The organism is Roseivirga seohaensis subsp. aquiponti (genome assembly GCF_001267955.1).
GTDB classification, from domain to species: domain Bacteria; phylum Bacteroidota; class Bacteroidia; order Cytophagales; family Cyclobacteriaceae; genus Roseivirga; species Roseivirga seohaensis.
Window position 1 is genome coordinate 52,556 of record NZ_JSVA01000016.1, and the last position, 14,359, is coordinate 66,914.

Here is a 14,359-nt window from a genome sequence, read left to right on the forward strand (position 1 = left end):
CTCTCCTTCCTCACTCGCAGCTATTTCATCCCCCCAAACCCCTTCTAAGGTGTTCGCTACACTCACAATATTTTTAATTGGGGGTCTGCCGCTGCTTATTGTTTTTGCTCGCCTGCGGGTCGCTGCGGGCTGATCGGGCTGTCATGTTTTTTGCTTTCCCCAATGTGCTTTCAGTCGCTTCGTTTCAGTCATTCGTTCCTCATTCCTTCAACTCAGCCACTTTCAGCACCGCTCACAAGAATAGCTCTTTCACTTCACTACACGAGCCAACGCACCGTCATTCCGCAATCTGCCTGCAATCCCCCTCCAATGGGTTTGTACTGCAATCAAAAAATACAAACCCTACCAAAACTATTGCAGGCAGTTATTGCTCCATTCCTTTCCAACAATCGTTTCGTTCCGTTCAGTCGCTACCCTTGCCTTTGCCGACCCTGATGCAAAAAAACACGCCAGCCCTGCCGTAAACGGTAGGCGTCTGCCGCCCTCATTCTTCGGGCTTTTGCAGCCACCACCCTTGCTCCGCTCGCAGGCGGCTCGCAGAAATGACTTCGCCTGGGTTTACCTGCGTTCACACACCTATCGTAATGAAGCTTATCTCTGATTGATATATTTAAGTATTTGCTTAAATATTAAACTCTTTTTCCTTTCTTTGTATTTATTTAAGTAATCTCTTAAATACGATTCTATATGACGAAATCTTGTATTAGAGTTTATGCTGATGCACAACAGATCATCCAGTGTAAACAAGACATTGAAAAAGTAGAGAATACAATAAACCAAATAGCAAGAACACTTAATCTTGCTGGTAATGAAGTACGCCTAAAGATTCTGTTTCTATTGGAAAAGGAATCCAAAATGTGTCCATGTGATCTTAGCGATATTCTGGGCATGACAGTTCCTGCTATTTCTCAGCATTTGAGAAAGCTAAAAGATGCAGGTCTGGTTGAAACAAACAAAGTAGGTCAAACAATATTCTACTCTATTTCCGAATCCAACAACCTCATTCTGAATCCAATATTTGGGCTATTAACACCAGAAAAAGAATCAGCATTATGAAAAACAAGAAATCAAGCTCATTAGCAATGACAAGCGTATTGACGGCTATTAGTGCATCGCTTTGTTGCATTACACCAGTGTTGGCACTACTTGCAGGTTCAAGTGGAGTAGCTGCAACATTTTCTTGGTTAGAACCTTTTCGCCCTTGGTTGATTGGAATAACTGTAGTCGTTTTAGCATTTGCATGGTATCAGAAATTGAGGCCAAGAACGGAGGAAGAAATTGCCTGCGTTTGTGATGAAGAAAAGCCCTCTTTTTGGCAGTCAAAGAAATTCCTTGGTATAGTGACGGTATTTGCAGCGATCATGCTTGCATTCCCTTATTACTCAGATACTTTTTACCCCAAAACCAAACTATCAGAATCAGAAAATGTCAATTTCGAATCAACCTACGAAATCAATATTGTTGGAATGACCTGTACGGGATGCGAAGAACATGTAAAACTTGAAATTGGTAAGCTTCCTGGTATTTTAGGATTAGAGGTTTCTTATGAAAAAGCAAATGCAGTGGTAACGTTTGATGAATCTAAAACAGACATTGAGCAAGTAAAATCAGCTGTTAACAAAACAGGTTACAAAGTAGAATCGGTAAACAAATCAAAATGAGTGAAGTAGTCCTTAAATCAACAATTACTTGTCCTAAATGTGGACATGAGAAAGAAGAAACCATGCCTACAGATGCGTGTCAGTATTTCTATGAGTGCGAAAATTGTAAGGAGATACTTAAACCGTTACAAGGTGATTGTTGCGTTTACTGCTCTTATGGTACAGTGGCATGCCCACCAATCCAAGAAGGTGGTAACAGTTCATGCTGTCGGTAAATCAGACAATAAATAACTCAAACATAAAGCAAAGTTACAGGCGTGCGGATGCGAGAGCTGCAAGGGTTCGCTTCGCCTGTTAGGAAAAAAAATCTCCACCCTACGGGTAGTATTTTTTTTCCACAGCCCTTGCTGCAATCGCACCGTCCTGTAGTGTGAGGGCATTATGTTTAAGTTATTATTCAGAGTCCGTTTCGGCAGCCGGTGGTTGTTGGCGGGCGTTCGCACCTCAGGTCTCCCGTTTCATGCAGGCATTCAGCGTTGTGGCATCACAGATTATACGCTGCGTGTTTTTTGGTTCGAGTTGTGCCTTTCAGAGCTTCCTTTTTAGGGGGCTCTTTTTTTTACTCGTTAAGGGAAAATTTTAAAAAGAGAAAAGCAAAGATAGGCGGGTTCGCACATGCCCATCGCACTTTCGGACAGTCAAGGTCAAGCCCTACGGGTTTTGAAAAAAATCTCCACCCTTCGGGTAGTATTTTTTCCAAAAACCTTGACAGCCGAGCCTCACCCGCCTGAAAGACAGCTTTCTCTTTTCTTTTTTTCCCTTTTTTCTTTTCTCTTTTGAAAAAATATATGCGAAGCGCAGCGAGCAAAACTTTAATGGCTCACTGTATGAAATCGTTTTGTATCAAAACACATCGACTGGAAAGCAGCTACCAACAGCCGCACTTCTTTATCCTGAATAAAGGATTGAACAGCGGGAAACCGCTCAACAACGCTTGCCCGAATTGCTTTGTTTGCCTCACCGACAACCAAGAGGACAGGGAATTTCTCTTTTGGCTTTGCTTTGGATTGTGGAGGTCAAAATCATTTCACTATCTCCTGAAAGGCTCTGTAATTCCATTTGTGACTATTGATGAAAGCCGAAAGCTGATCCGGGAAAGCTCTACCAAAGCAAGCTGCAAAGCCCTGGCATTTCAAAAGGCAATTCAAGCCCTTCAACTACTCGATACCAACGAGCAAAAAATCAAAGTCACACTAAAGATGATTGATACTGCCAGACAAGCCATATTTTATGACTTGATGAAAGAAGCAGATGCAGGGTAACTTCCTGCCCTGCCAAAAAAACAGGGCGACAAAAGCAAAATAAAGCACACCACCGCAACAGCACCCAAGAGAGAACTACCGCCTAATTCTTGAAGTAATTTAGTTGGCGAAGGGCAAATCCATGGTAAGTCCGTGTCAAGTCCAAGCAAATGTTTAACTCCTTAAAAATCGTAAAGAGATGGGAAAAATTAATCAAGGTATTCTCGGTGGCGTATCAGGCCAAGTAGGGAATGTAATCGGTGGAACTTGGAAGGGCATCGATTACCTGCGCATCAAACCTTCCAGTGTAGCGAATCCAAGAACGGAAGGTCAGGTTGACCAGCGTTCGAAATTCTCAACTGTCCTAAGGTTCTTGCAGCCAATGACAGACTTCCTGAGAGTCGGTTTCAAGTTGTATGCAAACCGTATGACCCAATTCAATGCGGCTATGTCCTACAACCTGAACAATGCAGTTACTGGAGCTTATCCAAACTTCATGATTGACTATGCAAGTTCATTGGTTACTCGTGGTAACTTGACAGGTGCGGCCAACGGTGCAGCTACTTCTCCAAGTGCTGGAAACGTAGAAGCAACCTGGACAGACAACTCAGGAAGCGGAAGTGCTCAAGCAACAGACAAAGCTCTGATTGTTCTTTTGAACACTACCCGAGGAGAAGCAGTGTTCACCACTGCGGGACCAGCAAGGTCTGCTGGATCAGCGACCATTCCAGTGCCTTCTGAGTACTCAGGAGAAGACGTTGAAGTCTTCTTAGGTTTTGTATCAGAAGACGGAACTAAAGTCGCCAACAGCGTTTATTTAGGCTCTGTAACAGTTGCGTAAAGCGATTGGTGTTTTCCTTGAAAACCGCTTCCTTTGTGGAGCGGTTTTTTTATGCCCGTACCCCTCGATTTTTCCTTTATTATCGCTTAGTTTGACATTCCTAAGCGTTTTTTGTTGCTAATGCGTTTCTACACTTTTAGCAACATACTGATTTACAGTAATTTAAAAGCATTTAAAATATTTTGCATCGGAAAGTAAAACTGTTGGAAACACAGATTATACGGATTAATGGATAACACAGATTTCTGCCTATATTGAACTATGCCTAGTGAAGACTATCAGTTCAAAGACCTCACGCATCAAATAATTGGTGCAGCTATGAGAGTTCATTCTTTTTTGGGAAATGGATTTCAAGAGGTGATCTATCAACGAGCATTGGCCTACGAATTCAATCAGGCCAACCTTAATTTCCAAAGAGAACAAGAACAATATATCTTTTACAGAGAATGCGCTGAACCAATAGGCACCAGAAAAGCAGACTTTATTGTTGAAAACAAAGTGCTTGTTGAACTCAAAGCCACTACAAAGCTAGAAGAAGTTCATAAAGCACAAATTATCAATTACTTGCGTGCTTATAGGTTTGAGGTTGGACTTCTCATCAATTTTGGAGAAAAGAGCCTCTTCTTTAAAAGGTTCGTTATGAACCTTGACGACAAAGCCGATACAACCACACCTTAGCCAATCTGAGCAATCCCAAAATCCATCCAATCTTTGATACAGACAATAAGGTAGAAACACAGATTCATAAGGATTAATGGATAGCACAGATGCTTGCTTAAAACTTTTTCTACTTCAATCCTAAATCAGCGTAATCCCTAAATCCATCAAATCTGTGATACAGACAAAAAAAGTTAGAAACGCAGATGATAAGGATTAATGGATAACACAGATGCTTGCTTAAAACTTATTCTACTTCAATCCTAAATCAGTGCAATCCCTAAATCCATCAAATCTGCGATACAGATAGCAGAAACCTACCTCGTAAATATATGATGCTGGGTAGCTGTAAAATAGTCTCTGAAGATTTGATTGAGCACAGCATTCTCTCTGCTTGCATTCACCCCCAAATAGGGTTGTAAACCAATAATGGCTACCGATAAGTTTTTAACAGAAGCAGAGGCGGCTTGGTGCACCTCTTGAATAAAGGCTTCAGTAAACTGATTACACTGTGCAGTCAGGTTTTCCACTTGCTGAGCGAAAGCATAGACTTGCTGATTTGCAGCATCAATTACCGATTTTAAGTCAGTCAACCGATTCTCATCTTTTACCTGAGCCTCTGCTAAAAAATGTTCTGCCATACCAATGTAGTTTACCCAAAGGGTGAGGTCGGCAAAGACAGAAAAGTGCGTTTTAAAAATTGGCTGAGGAAGATGAAACTGATTGTACACAAAGCTGTATTCCTCTCCTACTAGCACATCCTTCACTTCGAAAGAATGAGTAGCCGAGGCCTTTAGCCCCATGGTGTTCCAGTCATTTATGATTTGTACTTCGCTGGCCGGAATTACAAAGGAGAGAAATTTGGGTGAACAATCTTCATTTACCTGCTCAACACCACTTTCTACAATCTTAGCATTTAGAGTAAAATGAGTTAAATAAGGCGCACCCGTTGCATATCGCCAAGTGCCGTTCAGTCGGTAGCTGCTCCCCTCCTTTTCAGCGGTACCGAACATACCTCCACTTCCTCCAAAAATTGCAGGCTGAGCGAAAAGTTCCTTTGCCACTTCAGGCTTAAGGTTTCCAATAAAGAAATTGGCTCCACTACAAAGCGTCACTGTCCAACCCAAACTGCCATCAATTCTGGCCAATGTCTGAAGTTGTTTTAGCCCTTCGGTTAAAGACATTTCTCTTCCTTTAAATGTCTTCGGTACCCAAATATTCCACAAGTTTTCTTTGGCGATCCAGTCCAGCACTTCTGGTCTAAAAACAGGTGCATCACTACACCATTCTTTAAGCTGTTGCATATGCATTCCCATTTTCTTCACTCATTAATTTGCGCCATTTCAAATAACCCGATGTACCCATAATAAACAAGAACACCGACATACCTGCGTAGATATAGAGGTCTTTATAAATCAAAAGCGGAATTGAAATGATGTTGCTAATATTCAAATAAACCCAGTTTTCAATCTTGCGTTTGGCCATTAACCACATACCCGCCCAGGCAAAAGCACTTACAGTTGCATCCCAAATGGGCACATCAGAATCCGTATGGAAGTTGAGCCAATAACTCATCAACCCAAAACAGCCGAGCACTATTAGAATAGCCTTTAAATGTTCTTGCTGAGTAGAATTACTAATGGGCGCTTCTGCTTTTTGTTTGCCGTATTTCCAGTATAGCCAGCCATAAATACTCATGACCAAATAATACATATGCAGCAAAATATCGGCATACAATGCACTTTGGTAAAGTACCCACATACTCATGAGTATGGCCACTATTCCGAATAAGTACGTGTTGATGTTGTTTTGGCGTGCGAGTATCACCTGCACAATACCAAAAAGCGTTCCTAGGCCTTCAAGCCAAGTAAGTTCTGTTAGAAATTCCTCTATCATTGTTCGTTATTTTCAATGAAATGAGGAGATGAACCGGGTCATTACAGACCGTAATAACCTTAAATCCCTACGCCAGCATTATCTGGATCAGGTGCGGAGCAAAACTCCTGGGTATCATCTCAGCCTGCCATTTAGCAAGCACCCCACTTAACGGCAAATGTATGATTCAAACGTATAGTAGAAAAGGATTCAGGAGTTTTTATTAAAGGGTGTAAAAACTAGCGCTGTTGCTTATCGTCAAACCTAGCCATTGAGCGAAATAAATGGTTCACTCATCGAAAAATCAGCTTTTCACCCCTCGTTGTATCGATTTTTGACTCAAATCTAGTGAAATATGAAAAAGCTCTTGTACTTAGCAATAATCGTAACACTTACCTCCTGCATTGAAGAACCTTCTTTCGAAGAAGCGATTGAAAATACGGAATCGTTACGTGATTATTCCTTCCAAAACTTCGATTTTGAAACCTCAAAGAAGGTCAATCTAAGCATACAAGATTACAATACCACTCCTGCCAAATACGAACTATATTATCTATACAATGGAGATCGTCAAATGCTGGGAGCCTACATTAAACAAACCAACGGACTTAATGTAAGTCAGTGGCTTCCCTCTTCAGTAGAAGATATGCATGTTTTAAAATCTGAGGCGGGAGGTACGGAGGATTACCTATTAAATATTGAAGGAAGTAGTGCAAACCTGACCATAGATGTCAGCATTAGTTCAGCGGCAGCTAATAGCAAGGAAGGCTGTTTCGATCACCTTTATGCGGTAAATAGTAATGGCGATTTCTTTACGATTGATGTTTCGGATGACGCCTTTAATCCAACCGATTTGAGTCAGTTAGAAGGTGGAGGATCAATTGCCAATGCCTTAGATCAAGAGAATGGAATTATGTATTACAATGTAAATAAGACATTATATGCTTACGATATTGCCAACGGCACCTTCTCTATTAAACACAACAGTAATCCATTTAATGGAAGTTACCCAAGGTTAGAATACAAAGACGGCCTTTTTTACATGGGCAATAAAGAACTGCTTTATAAAGTGGATGCCGAAACCAATGATGTAGTTGCAGAATATACCATAAATGGCTTTATCAACAACAGTGGTGGAGGTGACTTGGCTTTCGATTCGGCTGGCGAACTCTATTTGGCCTGTTTTTCAGGTTTGTATAAGTTTACCGAGATTAACGACACAAACAACACAGCTGAGATTGTAAGAATTAGTGCGGAAAACTTCCCTTTTCAGCTTACTTCTATGGCCATCGACAGGCAAGACCGCATTTTTGTGGGTACCAATGATGCTAACTCAAACCTTATCCAAATCAGTAAAGAAGATGGCGCTTACCAAATTGTAAAAACTTTCGACAAAAAAATAAATGACCTTACTGCATGGAGATGTAAGACGACAGATTTAAGTCAGCAAGACTCCGATAATGATGGAGTTATTGATGAGTTAGATGATTATCCTAACGATCCAGAGGCAGCAGTTGACACCTACACACCTTCTGCATTAGGAATGGGTTCTTTCGCTTTTGAAGATTTATGGCCTTTAAAGGGTGATTACGACTTCAATGACATGGTGATTGGGTACCGATATACCAATGTGTTGAATAGTAATAACAAGAGTGTGAGATTTATCATGAACTTTACTATAAGAGCCGTAGGAGCTGCAAACCATAGCGGATTTGGAATAGAATTAGATGTTGACCCCACTTTAGTGGAATCGGTAACAGGGCATAAAACGGCTGGTAATAATACTTCCCTAAATGCCAAAGGCCTAGAAGATCAGCAAGATAAGGCTGTAATCATTGTCTTCAACGATAGTTTCAATCATATGAAACCAGCCACGGGAGCAAAATTCATAAATACAGATCCAAATGAAGCTAAAGTTACTCCATTCGAAATTGAGGTGGTTGTAGAATTTACCCACCCAATTGATCCTGAATTGATCGGTGACGCCCCTTTCAATCCATTCATTTTCTCAAGTTATGACCGAGGAACTGAACTGCACTTGGCAGGAAAAATGCCTACTTCTCTAGCAAATGGAAGTCTATTCGGAACGGAATATGACGACACGAATTTAGTTGCAGGAAAAACCTATCAAGACAGCAATAATTTACCTTGGGCAATCCATATTATTCATGAATTCAGATACCCAATTGAAAAAGCTAGAATAGATCAGGGCTATAACAAATTTGTAGATTGGGGATTAAGCCAAGGAGCAACGTATCGCGATTGGTATGGAGACAATTCTGGCTATCGAAATATAAGCAAGCTCTATTTTAATAATTGATAAAACGAAATAAGACTTGATCACTAGTTTTAAAAACAAAAACATAAGCGAAAGCCACGGTAGCTTTCGCTTATATTTCAATCATTTTAATTGAATCAATTAATAAAAAAGTTTTACTTAAGGTTTTATTAATAACCTTAATTTAAAACCATGTCCATAGCTGCCGTTGCCAATGATCGTGTTAGATTACCCTTTACTTTCGATGTAGAAAAAATGAAAGCTGAGGTGAAAACCTTGGGCATGAACGAATTTATTTATTACAATGTAATTCCGCTGCGAGCACCTGCCCACCAGGTAGACCCATCCCTCCCCTTTCCTCCTCCTGCCGATGATTATGCAGATGGTAGCTGGACAGAATGGATGAACATTCCAGCCTTGGCTTCAACCCCATATTTAACCAGCATCATAGATAAGTTTCAGGAACATACTCGTGTCACTCTAGTGAGAGTTTTGAGATTGGCTGCTGGCAACGAAGTAAAAGAACATACCGACCCTACTTTAGGTTTAGAAGTTGAAAGGTCTGTGGTGCGTTTAACCATTCCTATACTTGTGGGTAAGGAAGTAGATTTTTTCTTAAACGGAACCCCTGTACCCATGCAGCCTGGTGAATGCTGGTATTTACGCCTTACCGACCCACATAAAGTAGTGAATGGCAGCACAACCGACAGAATCAATCTCACCATTGATATGGCTCCGAATGATTGGTTGAGAGATCTTATCCAAAAAGCAGCTACAAACGATTAAACTAATACATTTTCTCAAAGGGTTGAAGTCTCTATGTAGGTAAAGATTTTTTCACTTTCTTCACTCCCATGATCAGTATCCCTACCATCAGCGTGAATGAAGATTTCGTTACCGTTTTTTCGGAAGAAGCCTTCCCTCAACATGTTCGGGGCGGAATGAATTTAACCGAGCGAATTGATGCCCAGAATCTAAGAATCCGAACCAGCAAATCAGGCTATGAAAGTGATTGGCATGTGGCTGGCGACCCTACTTTAATTCTGGTACAAAGCGGCACTTTAAGAATTACACTTCGGAATGGGGAACATAAAGATTTTAGCGCTGGCAGCATGTTTATTGCCAAAGACTACCTGCCAAAACATATTCTTTTCGATACTGAAAAGCATGGGCATTCTGCCAAAGTTTTGGGTAATGAAACCTTACTAGCCGTTCATATCAAATTGGAGCAAATCTAAATCCTATTTCAGTTTTCGGTGGGTTTTACCGATGATTGAAGCCCTACTTTTATCTACCCCAGTTTGAGCAGCATATTTCGGCCAATCATTCACTACAGAAGTCACCTGATCGATTAACTGCTGAGGCTTCTTGATTGAATTCTCCTTGGCAAAACCCAATAGATCGTCCAGCGTAAAATTATCACGCTTTCCCCTAATCGACATTTGGTGCTGACTGGTCCAGTCGCCATGAGGGTTATAGGCCCAATTGACATCATAGGCTGGTGACAGTCTCCATTCTCCGCCTTGAGGCAATAGAAAAGCAATATTCTTAGTATGGTCGTCTTGGTTTCTTGCAATTACATTGAACACCATACGCAAATACTGTTGCTCAAAATCCTGATATGGCAACCGCAATTCACGCATATCGGCAAAAGCATCTTCATAACCATACAGCCCAGGCATCATGAAATCGTAATGTGCCATGGCACACAAAGTTTGCATGTGTAGTTTCTTTCCTTCTTCTCTCCGATCGAAACGCTGAGTCATAAAATGCGCTCGCCCATTTTCTTCCAAAAGCTGACAAGGCATCATGTCGATGCCGCAATCTTTCGCCATTAAATGATAAGCCATTTCTATACGTCCATAACCCGCTGGGTCACCCAAACTCCCTTCATTTACCCCATCAAATTTTAGCATGTAATATTCAAAGCCTTTAGGCAAAGTAAACTGCCCCGATTTAATCGCTTTCGTTTTGGGGTTGAAACCAATAATTGCTTTGGGGCGCTGCCCTCCAGCCGAAGTCCCTACCCGAATCAAGTCGGTCATGGCTTGCTCCTCATCTGCCGTCAGGTTAAGGTTTACCGCTTGCCGTTCTTCCAATACCTTATTGGTTAGCGAAAGCAAGGATTCCACTTCGATATCTTTCACCTGCGTTCCGAAGGGCGTAGTAGCTGGTTCAAACTCCAGTGCCCCCATGCCACGAATACCCACATAGCCTAATTTTTCAATGGGGTTAATGGAGTTGATAGCCCTACCTTGAGAAGCCAACCAAGAACGGATGATCTGATTTCCAAAAGCATCAGGGAGCGAATCGGAAAGCAAGCCCGGTAAACCGCTATAAGTGGCCTTCCCTAAATTGGGGAATGAAAAAATGCGCTCACCCCGCTTAATATCTTCCAAAGGCATGGTGAGTGGCGCCAAGTCAGTAGTACCCTCTGCAAACTCAGGAGCAAACTCAAAAGAAGCCAACTGCCTTTGCTCGTTCCAAAGCACAGCGCCCACTAGTTCGCCCCAAATCTTTACCCTTAATACTAGCATGACTATTTCTTTTTAGATTTACGTACCCGCTGCATAGGTTTAAGCTCACGCTCCATTACCATCATAGGGCTTTCTTCCACTTCAGGAATGAGGTAATCAAGCTGATCGAGAGATTTGAGCGCACGAAGCACCTGAATTAATACCGATAAAGTAACAGAACGCCCATATTCGAGATTTTGAATCGTATTGATATTTACCCCAGCATTTTGAGCAAGCTCTTTCTGAGTGTACCTTTTCTGCAACCTTAACTGCTTGACCCGCCTGCCCATCTCATCGACAATGGCCTGATCTGTCATCCTCTTCCAATTCATAGACCTAAATTTATAGGTTTTAAATAACAAATATACACATAAAACCTAATGTTATAGGTGTAACATGCTAAACAAAGATAGAGTTCATTTTCATAAAACCTATAATAAAATGTGTTAAATACAAAAAAGCCGCATAAAACCTATTACAATAGGTTTTATGCGGCTTCAGTTAATGTAAAAAAGTAACCGATCAATAAGACCAATTATCTCATGAAAAAAAAGATGAAGCTTAAAAGACTCAACAAAATAGTACCACCGATTATATACCAATTCAGCTTTACCGATCTTTCGTCAAGCTTCTTATGTCTCGCCCAAAAGTTAAGCAAAATCGCAATCAATAGTGTAGGCATGCTAAGCACTAAGTTGAAATAATAAAACCACATCCAGCTGGTAACCAAAGACCAAATGGCCAAAGCAGCCGTAACAAAAGGAATCGCTCTATGTATGTTCGGAGTGGCCTTCTCAGGTGAACGAAAATAATAAATGAGTAACAAGAGCACTAAAAGCCCCGCCAAAATCAACACCCATGAAAGTATACCTGGCATATTCTATTTGTTTATAGGGTTAGTCTTCTTGATAAACGAATAATCTGGCTCCAAAGAACCAGCAGGCTCCTTCCACCATAATTTAGTTTTCTTAAAACCATAAAGCTCCTCCATCACCTTTCCCTCTTGATCGAGCCTTTTTCGATAAACCTTCGTCCAGTTATCCTGTCCATCGTACTCATACATACTTTCAGAATTGGTGTATTGCTTACCCCTTGCCTCCATCACCGACTTAACAACAGCATTATGTTCATCTCTAAATAAAACCTCTTTCTGTTCACCCTTAAGTTCATAGCTTTTTCTATAACCATTCTCGTCAAACACAATCTCCTCCGCTCCTAGCTTGCGATCGCCTTCAACATGAGTAATGTTAATACTGCTAAAAACAGTGCTATTTGGATAATACTTATGGTCTTCAATTCTTTTTTTAACCCTTTTACCATTGAATACGATCAACATTTTTGGTGTTTCAGGTGCCCCGGTAACATACTGATAAATCTGGGCGGTATCGGCACTTGAAATTTCATAAGTTATCCACTTACCAGCACTTCGTACATGACTAAACTTTGCAAAGCGACTATTTTTATTACCTGCAAAACTCACCTCATTGAGCATCTCGCTTGCTGCCCCATTTTCATTCCAAGTGTAACTATGTTCTATTACTCTATCCTCCAGCACTTCAGAAGTTTTGTCTTGCAATTGTCTGCCTGCCTCATCAAAAAGCGCATAAGTCTCTCTTATTTTTGTAATGGTTTTAGTCTCCCTGTCGTACCTATACCAATGAATTTGGCTTTCTACCACCTGCCCATTCAATGAAAGATCCGTTATAGATTTAGAAAATTGTGCTGCAACAGTGTTGGCCATTATCACCAGTAATGCCATCGATAAATTTGATACCCTTCCCATTTAAATATATTTATTTGATGACCAACGCTCATACCTGAGTCATCTTTTCATGATATCAAATCTACTGTCAATTAAGAGTTTACTCAATACCAGCCAAGCGGCATAAGCCATACCCTCTGGAGGGTATAGATTGAAGCCCATATTTCAAAGCAAGTTCCAACCTTTGATTCTTTACTCTTGTCTATTAACACTGTAGAAAAAACTACATAAGTTGATGTTATACGCCACATTGAACTAGCGGCTTGATAAGGGTAAATTCACTTCAACAGTGAAAGTTCCATGGCATTAAACTTGTGGTTTTAATCCCGAACACTTGTCTACTAAGGCAGTAGGCACAACAAAATAAATAACCTAAATCAAATAAAAATTCAGAATTATGAAATTAAATGCAAAGCAAGAGATTCCGTTTAAAGGAATGATGAGGAGTATGATGATGTTGGTTGCCACGGTATTTTTACTTTCTAGCTGTAATACAGATGATGGTGATAGCATTCCAGATAACGTGGCTTACGTTTCACTTTATCAAGCATCGCCCAACGCTCCAGCCTTAGACATCGAAATTGATAACAGGCAATTGAATACTTATCCTTTCGATTATGCAGATTACACAGGATATTTAAGGTTTTTTACAGGTAGTAGAAATTTTAAATTTACCCCAGCCAATGCAAATAATATTGTTGCCGACACTACCTTGGCTTTAGGCGCAGGAAGAGCCTACTCAATATTTACCGTAGGAGAATATGATGATTTGAAAGTGTTGAAATTAGAGGACAATTCAGATACCCCAAGTAACGGAAACGCCAAAGTAAGGCTGGTAAACCTATCACCAGACGCGCCTACATTACAAGTTACAGCTGAGGGCCAAGCCGCCCCTTTATTTAGCGACTCAAATTTTATGGATGCTTCTGATTTTATGGAGCTTACTGCGGCAGAATATGACCTAAAAGTAACATCTCCAGATGACAATACGATTGAACTGAATGTGCCTGATATCAAATTTCAGAATGGGTATTACTACACTATTATTCTACGAGGATATAATACACCACCAGCAGGCAACAGCAATACATTAAGCGCACAAATTATAGTAAACTAATAAAATCAGGCGATTAGAAATAAGAAGGCAACCCAGTTGGGTTGCCTTTCTTATTTTACAATTATGATATTTTTAAAGAATAATAATCAATAAAAGAATAACTATAATAGCTCCTGAAGAGATGTAAAGCCCTCCTCCTCCGCTATCGCGAATATCCTTTTTCATAGCACGTACCTCTTTACGCAGTTCCTTTCTTTCTTCTCTGGTCAAACTGGATTTGTCCATGTCTTTGATTTCATTCAAGCGAACCACCATAGCCTGCATTTCCTCATGCGTTAATTTCTCTTTCGACTCTTCAGTTATTGGGTCACTTATTGATGAAGCCTTCATCGGGCTTGGAACAAACATTAATAGTATTATCCCAAAAGTGAAATAGATAGATAATTTTTTCATTGCTTAAAATTTAATGTT

17 protein-coding genes are annotated in these 14,359 nt (G+C 40.6%); 10 read left to right on the top strand and 7 right to left on the bottom strand.

Annotated features, from left to right (window positions below; all coding sequences use genetic code 11):
• Positions 1-687: 687 nt before the first annotated feature.
• The 6 genes from OB69_RS13705 to OB69_RS13730 all read left to right on the top strand — a co-directional run bounded on the left by OB69_RS13705 (position 688) and on the right by OB69_RS13730 (position 4,421).
• Positions 688-1,056, top strand: a complete 369-nt coding sequence (locus OB69_RS13705) for an ArsR/SmtB family transcription factor (protein WP_053224309.1) — start codon at positions 688-690, stop codon at positions 1,054-1,056.
• Positions 1,053-1,661, top strand: coding sequence for a mercuric transport protein MerTP (gene merTP / locus OB69_RS18645; protein ID WP_053224310.1), 609 nt, complete (start codon positions 1,053-1,055; stop codon positions 1,659-1,661). The genes OB69_RS13705 and merTP overlap by 4 nt, the downstream gene beginning before the upstream one ends.
• Positions 1,658-1,876 (top strand): GDCCVxC domain-containing (seleno)protein, encoded by a 219-nt coding sequence (locus OB69_RS18880; protein ID WP_100626886.1) that lies wholly within the window; start codon positions 1,658-1,660, stop codon positions 1,874-1,876. Before merTP ends, OB69_RS18880 begins: the two co-directional genes overlap by 4 nt.
• Before the next feature lie 561 nt (positions 1,877-2,437).
• Complete coding sequence (locus tag OB69_RS13720) at positions 2,438-2,923, top strand: DUF6943 family protein (protein ID WP_245620822.1); 486 nt, start codon at positions 2,438-2,440, stop codon at positions 2,921-2,923.
• 178 nt (positions 2,924-3,101) lie between these two features.
• Positions 3,102-3,743: a DUF6266 family protein gene (locus OB69_RS13725; RefSeq protein ID WP_053224313.1), complete on the top strand. Its 642-nt coding sequence runs from the start codon at positions 3,102-3,104 to the stop codon at positions 3,741-3,743.
• A gap of 261 nt (positions 3,744-4,004) precedes the next feature.
• Complete coding sequence (locus OB69_RS13730; protein ID WP_053224314.1) at positions 4,005-4,421, top strand: GxxExxY protein; 417 nt, start codon at positions 4,005-4,007, stop codon at positions 4,419-4,421.
• Between the two features lie 296 nt (positions 4,422-4,717).
• Here the strand turns inward: OB69_RS13730 and OB69_RS13735 are convergent, their stop codons facing one another.
• Positions 4,718-5,704: an acyl-CoA dehydrogenase family protein gene (locus OB69_RS13735; RefSeq protein ID WP_053224404.1), complete on the bottom strand. Its 987-nt coding sequence runs from the start codon at positions 5,702-5,704 to the stop codon at positions 4,718-4,720.
• Entirely contained in the window at positions 5,691-6,296 is a 606-nt protein-coding gene (pnuC, locus tag OB69_RS13740; protein WP_053224315.1) for a nicotinamide riboside transporter PnuC, read from the bottom strand. The genes OB69_RS13735 and pnuC overlap by 14 nt, the downstream gene beginning before the upstream one ends.
• 334 nt (positions 6,297-6,630) lie before the next feature.
• Between pnuC and OB69_RS13745 the strand changes: the two genes are divergently transcribed.
• From OB69_RS13745 to OB69_RS13755, 3 genes are all read left to right on the top strand, one after another.
• On the top strand, positions 6,631-8,595 hold the full coding sequence (locus OB69_RS13745) for an LruC domain-containing protein (RefSeq protein WP_053224316.1): 1,965 nt from the start codon (positions 6,631-6,633) through the stop codon (positions 8,593-8,595).
• Positions 8,596-8,745: 150 nt separating this feature from the next.
• Complete coding sequence (locus tag OB69_RS13750) at positions 8,746-9,339, top strand: aspartyl/asparaginyl beta-hydroxylase domain-containing protein (RefSeq protein WP_053224317.1); 594 nt, start codon at positions 8,746-8,748, stop codon at positions 9,337-9,339.
• Positions 9,340-9,407: 68 nt separating this feature from the next.
• Entirely contained in the window at positions 9,408-9,791 is a 384-nt protein-coding gene (locus OB69_RS13755) for a cupin domain-containing protein (RefSeq protein ID WP_053224318.1), read from the top strand.
• A 3-nt stretch (positions 9,792-9,794) separates the two neighbouring features.
• Here OB69_RS13755 and OB69_RS13760 read toward each other — a convergent pair whose 3' ends face one another.
• The 4 genes from OB69_RS13760 to OB69_RS13775 all read right to left on the bottom strand — a co-directional run bounded on the left by OB69_RS13760 (position 9,795) and on the right by OB69_RS13775 (position 12,852).
• The gene (locus OB69_RS13760; protein ID WP_053224319.1) at positions 9,795-11,090 is read right to left on the bottom strand and encodes a type II toxin-antitoxin system HipA family toxin; all 1,296 of its coding nucleotides are present in this window, start codon (positions 11,088-11,090) and stop codon (positions 9,795-9,797) included.
• Positions 11,091-11,092: 2 nt separating this feature from the next.
• Positions 11,093-11,401 (bottom strand): helix-turn-helix domain-containing protein, encoded by a 309-nt coding sequence (locus tag OB69_RS13765; RefSeq protein WP_062591531.1) that lies wholly within the window; start codon positions 11,399-11,401, stop codon positions 11,093-11,095.
• A 203-nt stretch (positions 11,402-11,604) separates the two neighbouring features.
• Complete coding sequence (locus OB69_RS13770; RefSeq protein ID WP_053224321.1) at positions 11,605-11,946, bottom strand: hypothetical protein; 342 nt, start codon at positions 11,944-11,946, stop codon at positions 11,605-11,607.
• A gap of 3 nt (positions 11,947-11,949) precedes the next feature.
• Positions 11,950-12,852, bottom strand: a complete 903-nt coding sequence (locus OB69_RS13775; protein ID WP_157608585.1) for a hypothetical protein — start codon at positions 12,850-12,852, stop codon at positions 11,950-11,952.
• Positions 12,853-13,228: 376 nt separating this feature from the next.
• On the opposite strand from OB69_RS13775, the gene OB69_RS13780 reads away from it, so the two are divergent.
• Entirely contained in the window at positions 13,229-13,948 is a 720-nt protein-coding gene (locus OB69_RS13780; protein WP_053224323.1) for a DUF4397 domain-containing protein, read from the top strand.
• A gap of 72 nt (positions 13,949-14,020) precedes the next feature.
• Here OB69_RS13780 and OB69_RS13785 read toward each other — a convergent pair whose 3' ends face one another.
• On the bottom strand, positions 14,021-14,341 hold the full coding sequence (locus OB69_RS13785) for a hypothetical protein (RefSeq protein ID WP_053224324.1): 321 nt from the start codon (positions 14,339-14,341) through the stop codon (positions 14,021-14,023).
• Positions 14,342-14,359: the final 18 nt, after the last annotated feature.

Coding starts and splice junctions, on each gene's coding strand:
- pnuC (WP_053224315.1), bottom strand. CDS start 6,296: ATGATAGAGGAATTTCTAACAGAACTTACTTGGCTTGAAGGCCTAGGA.
- OB69_RS13750 (WP_053224317.1), top strand. CDS start 8,746: ATGTCCATAGCTGCCGTTGCCAATGATCGTGTTAGATTACCCTTTACT.
- OB69_RS13705 (WP_053224309.1), top strand. CDS start 688: ATGACGAAATCTTGTATTAGAGTTTATGCTGATGCACAACAGATCATC.
- OB69_RS13760 (WP_053224319.1), bottom strand. CDS start 11,090: ATGCTAGTATTAAGGGTAAAGATTTGGGGCGAACTAGTGGGCGCTGTG.
- OB69_RS13725 (WP_053224313.1), top strand. CDS start 3,102: ATGGGAAAAATTAATCAAGGTATTCTCGGTGGCGTATCAGGCCAAGTA.
- OB69_RS13730 (WP_053224314.1), top strand. CDS start 4,005: ATGCCTAGTGAAGACTATCAGTTCAAAGACCTCACGCATCAAATAATT.
- OB69_RS13745 (WP_053224316.1), top strand. CDS start 6,631: ATGAAAAAGCTCTTGTACTTAGCAATAATCGTAACACTTACCTCCTGC.
- OB69_RS18880 (WP_100626886.1), top strand. CDS start 1,658: ATGAGTGAAGTAGTCCTTAAATCAACAATTACTTGTCCTAAATGTGGA.
- OB69_RS13755 (WP_053224318.1), top strand. CDS start 9,408: ATGATCAGTATCCCTACCATCAGCGTGAATGAAGATTTCGTTACCGTT.
- merTP (WP_053224310.1), top strand. CDS start 1,053: ATGAAAAACAAGAAATCAAGCTCATTAGCAATGACAAGCGTATTGACG.
- OB69_RS13770 (WP_053224321.1), bottom strand. CDS start 11,946: ATGCCAGGTATACTTTCATGGGTGTTGATTTTGGCGGGGCTTTTAGTG.
- OB69_RS13765 (WP_062591531.1), bottom strand. CDS start 11,401: ATGAATTGGAAGAGGATGACAGATCAGGCCATTGTCGATGAGATGGGC.
- OB69_RS13780 (WP_053224323.1), top strand. CDS start 13,229: ATGAAATTAAATGCAAAGCAAGAGATTCCGTTTAAAGGAATGATGAGG.
- OB69_RS13775 (WP_157608585.1), bottom strand. CDS start 12,852: ATGGGAAGGGTATCAAATTTATCGATGGCATTACTGGTGATAATGGCC.
- OB69_RS13735 (WP_053224404.1), bottom strand. CDS start 5,704: ATGCAACAGCTTAAAGAATGGTGTAGTGATGCACCTGTTTTTAGACCA.
- OB69_RS13785 (WP_053224324.1), bottom strand. CDS start 14,341: ATGAAAAAATTATCTATCTATTTCACTTTTGGGATAATACTATTAATG.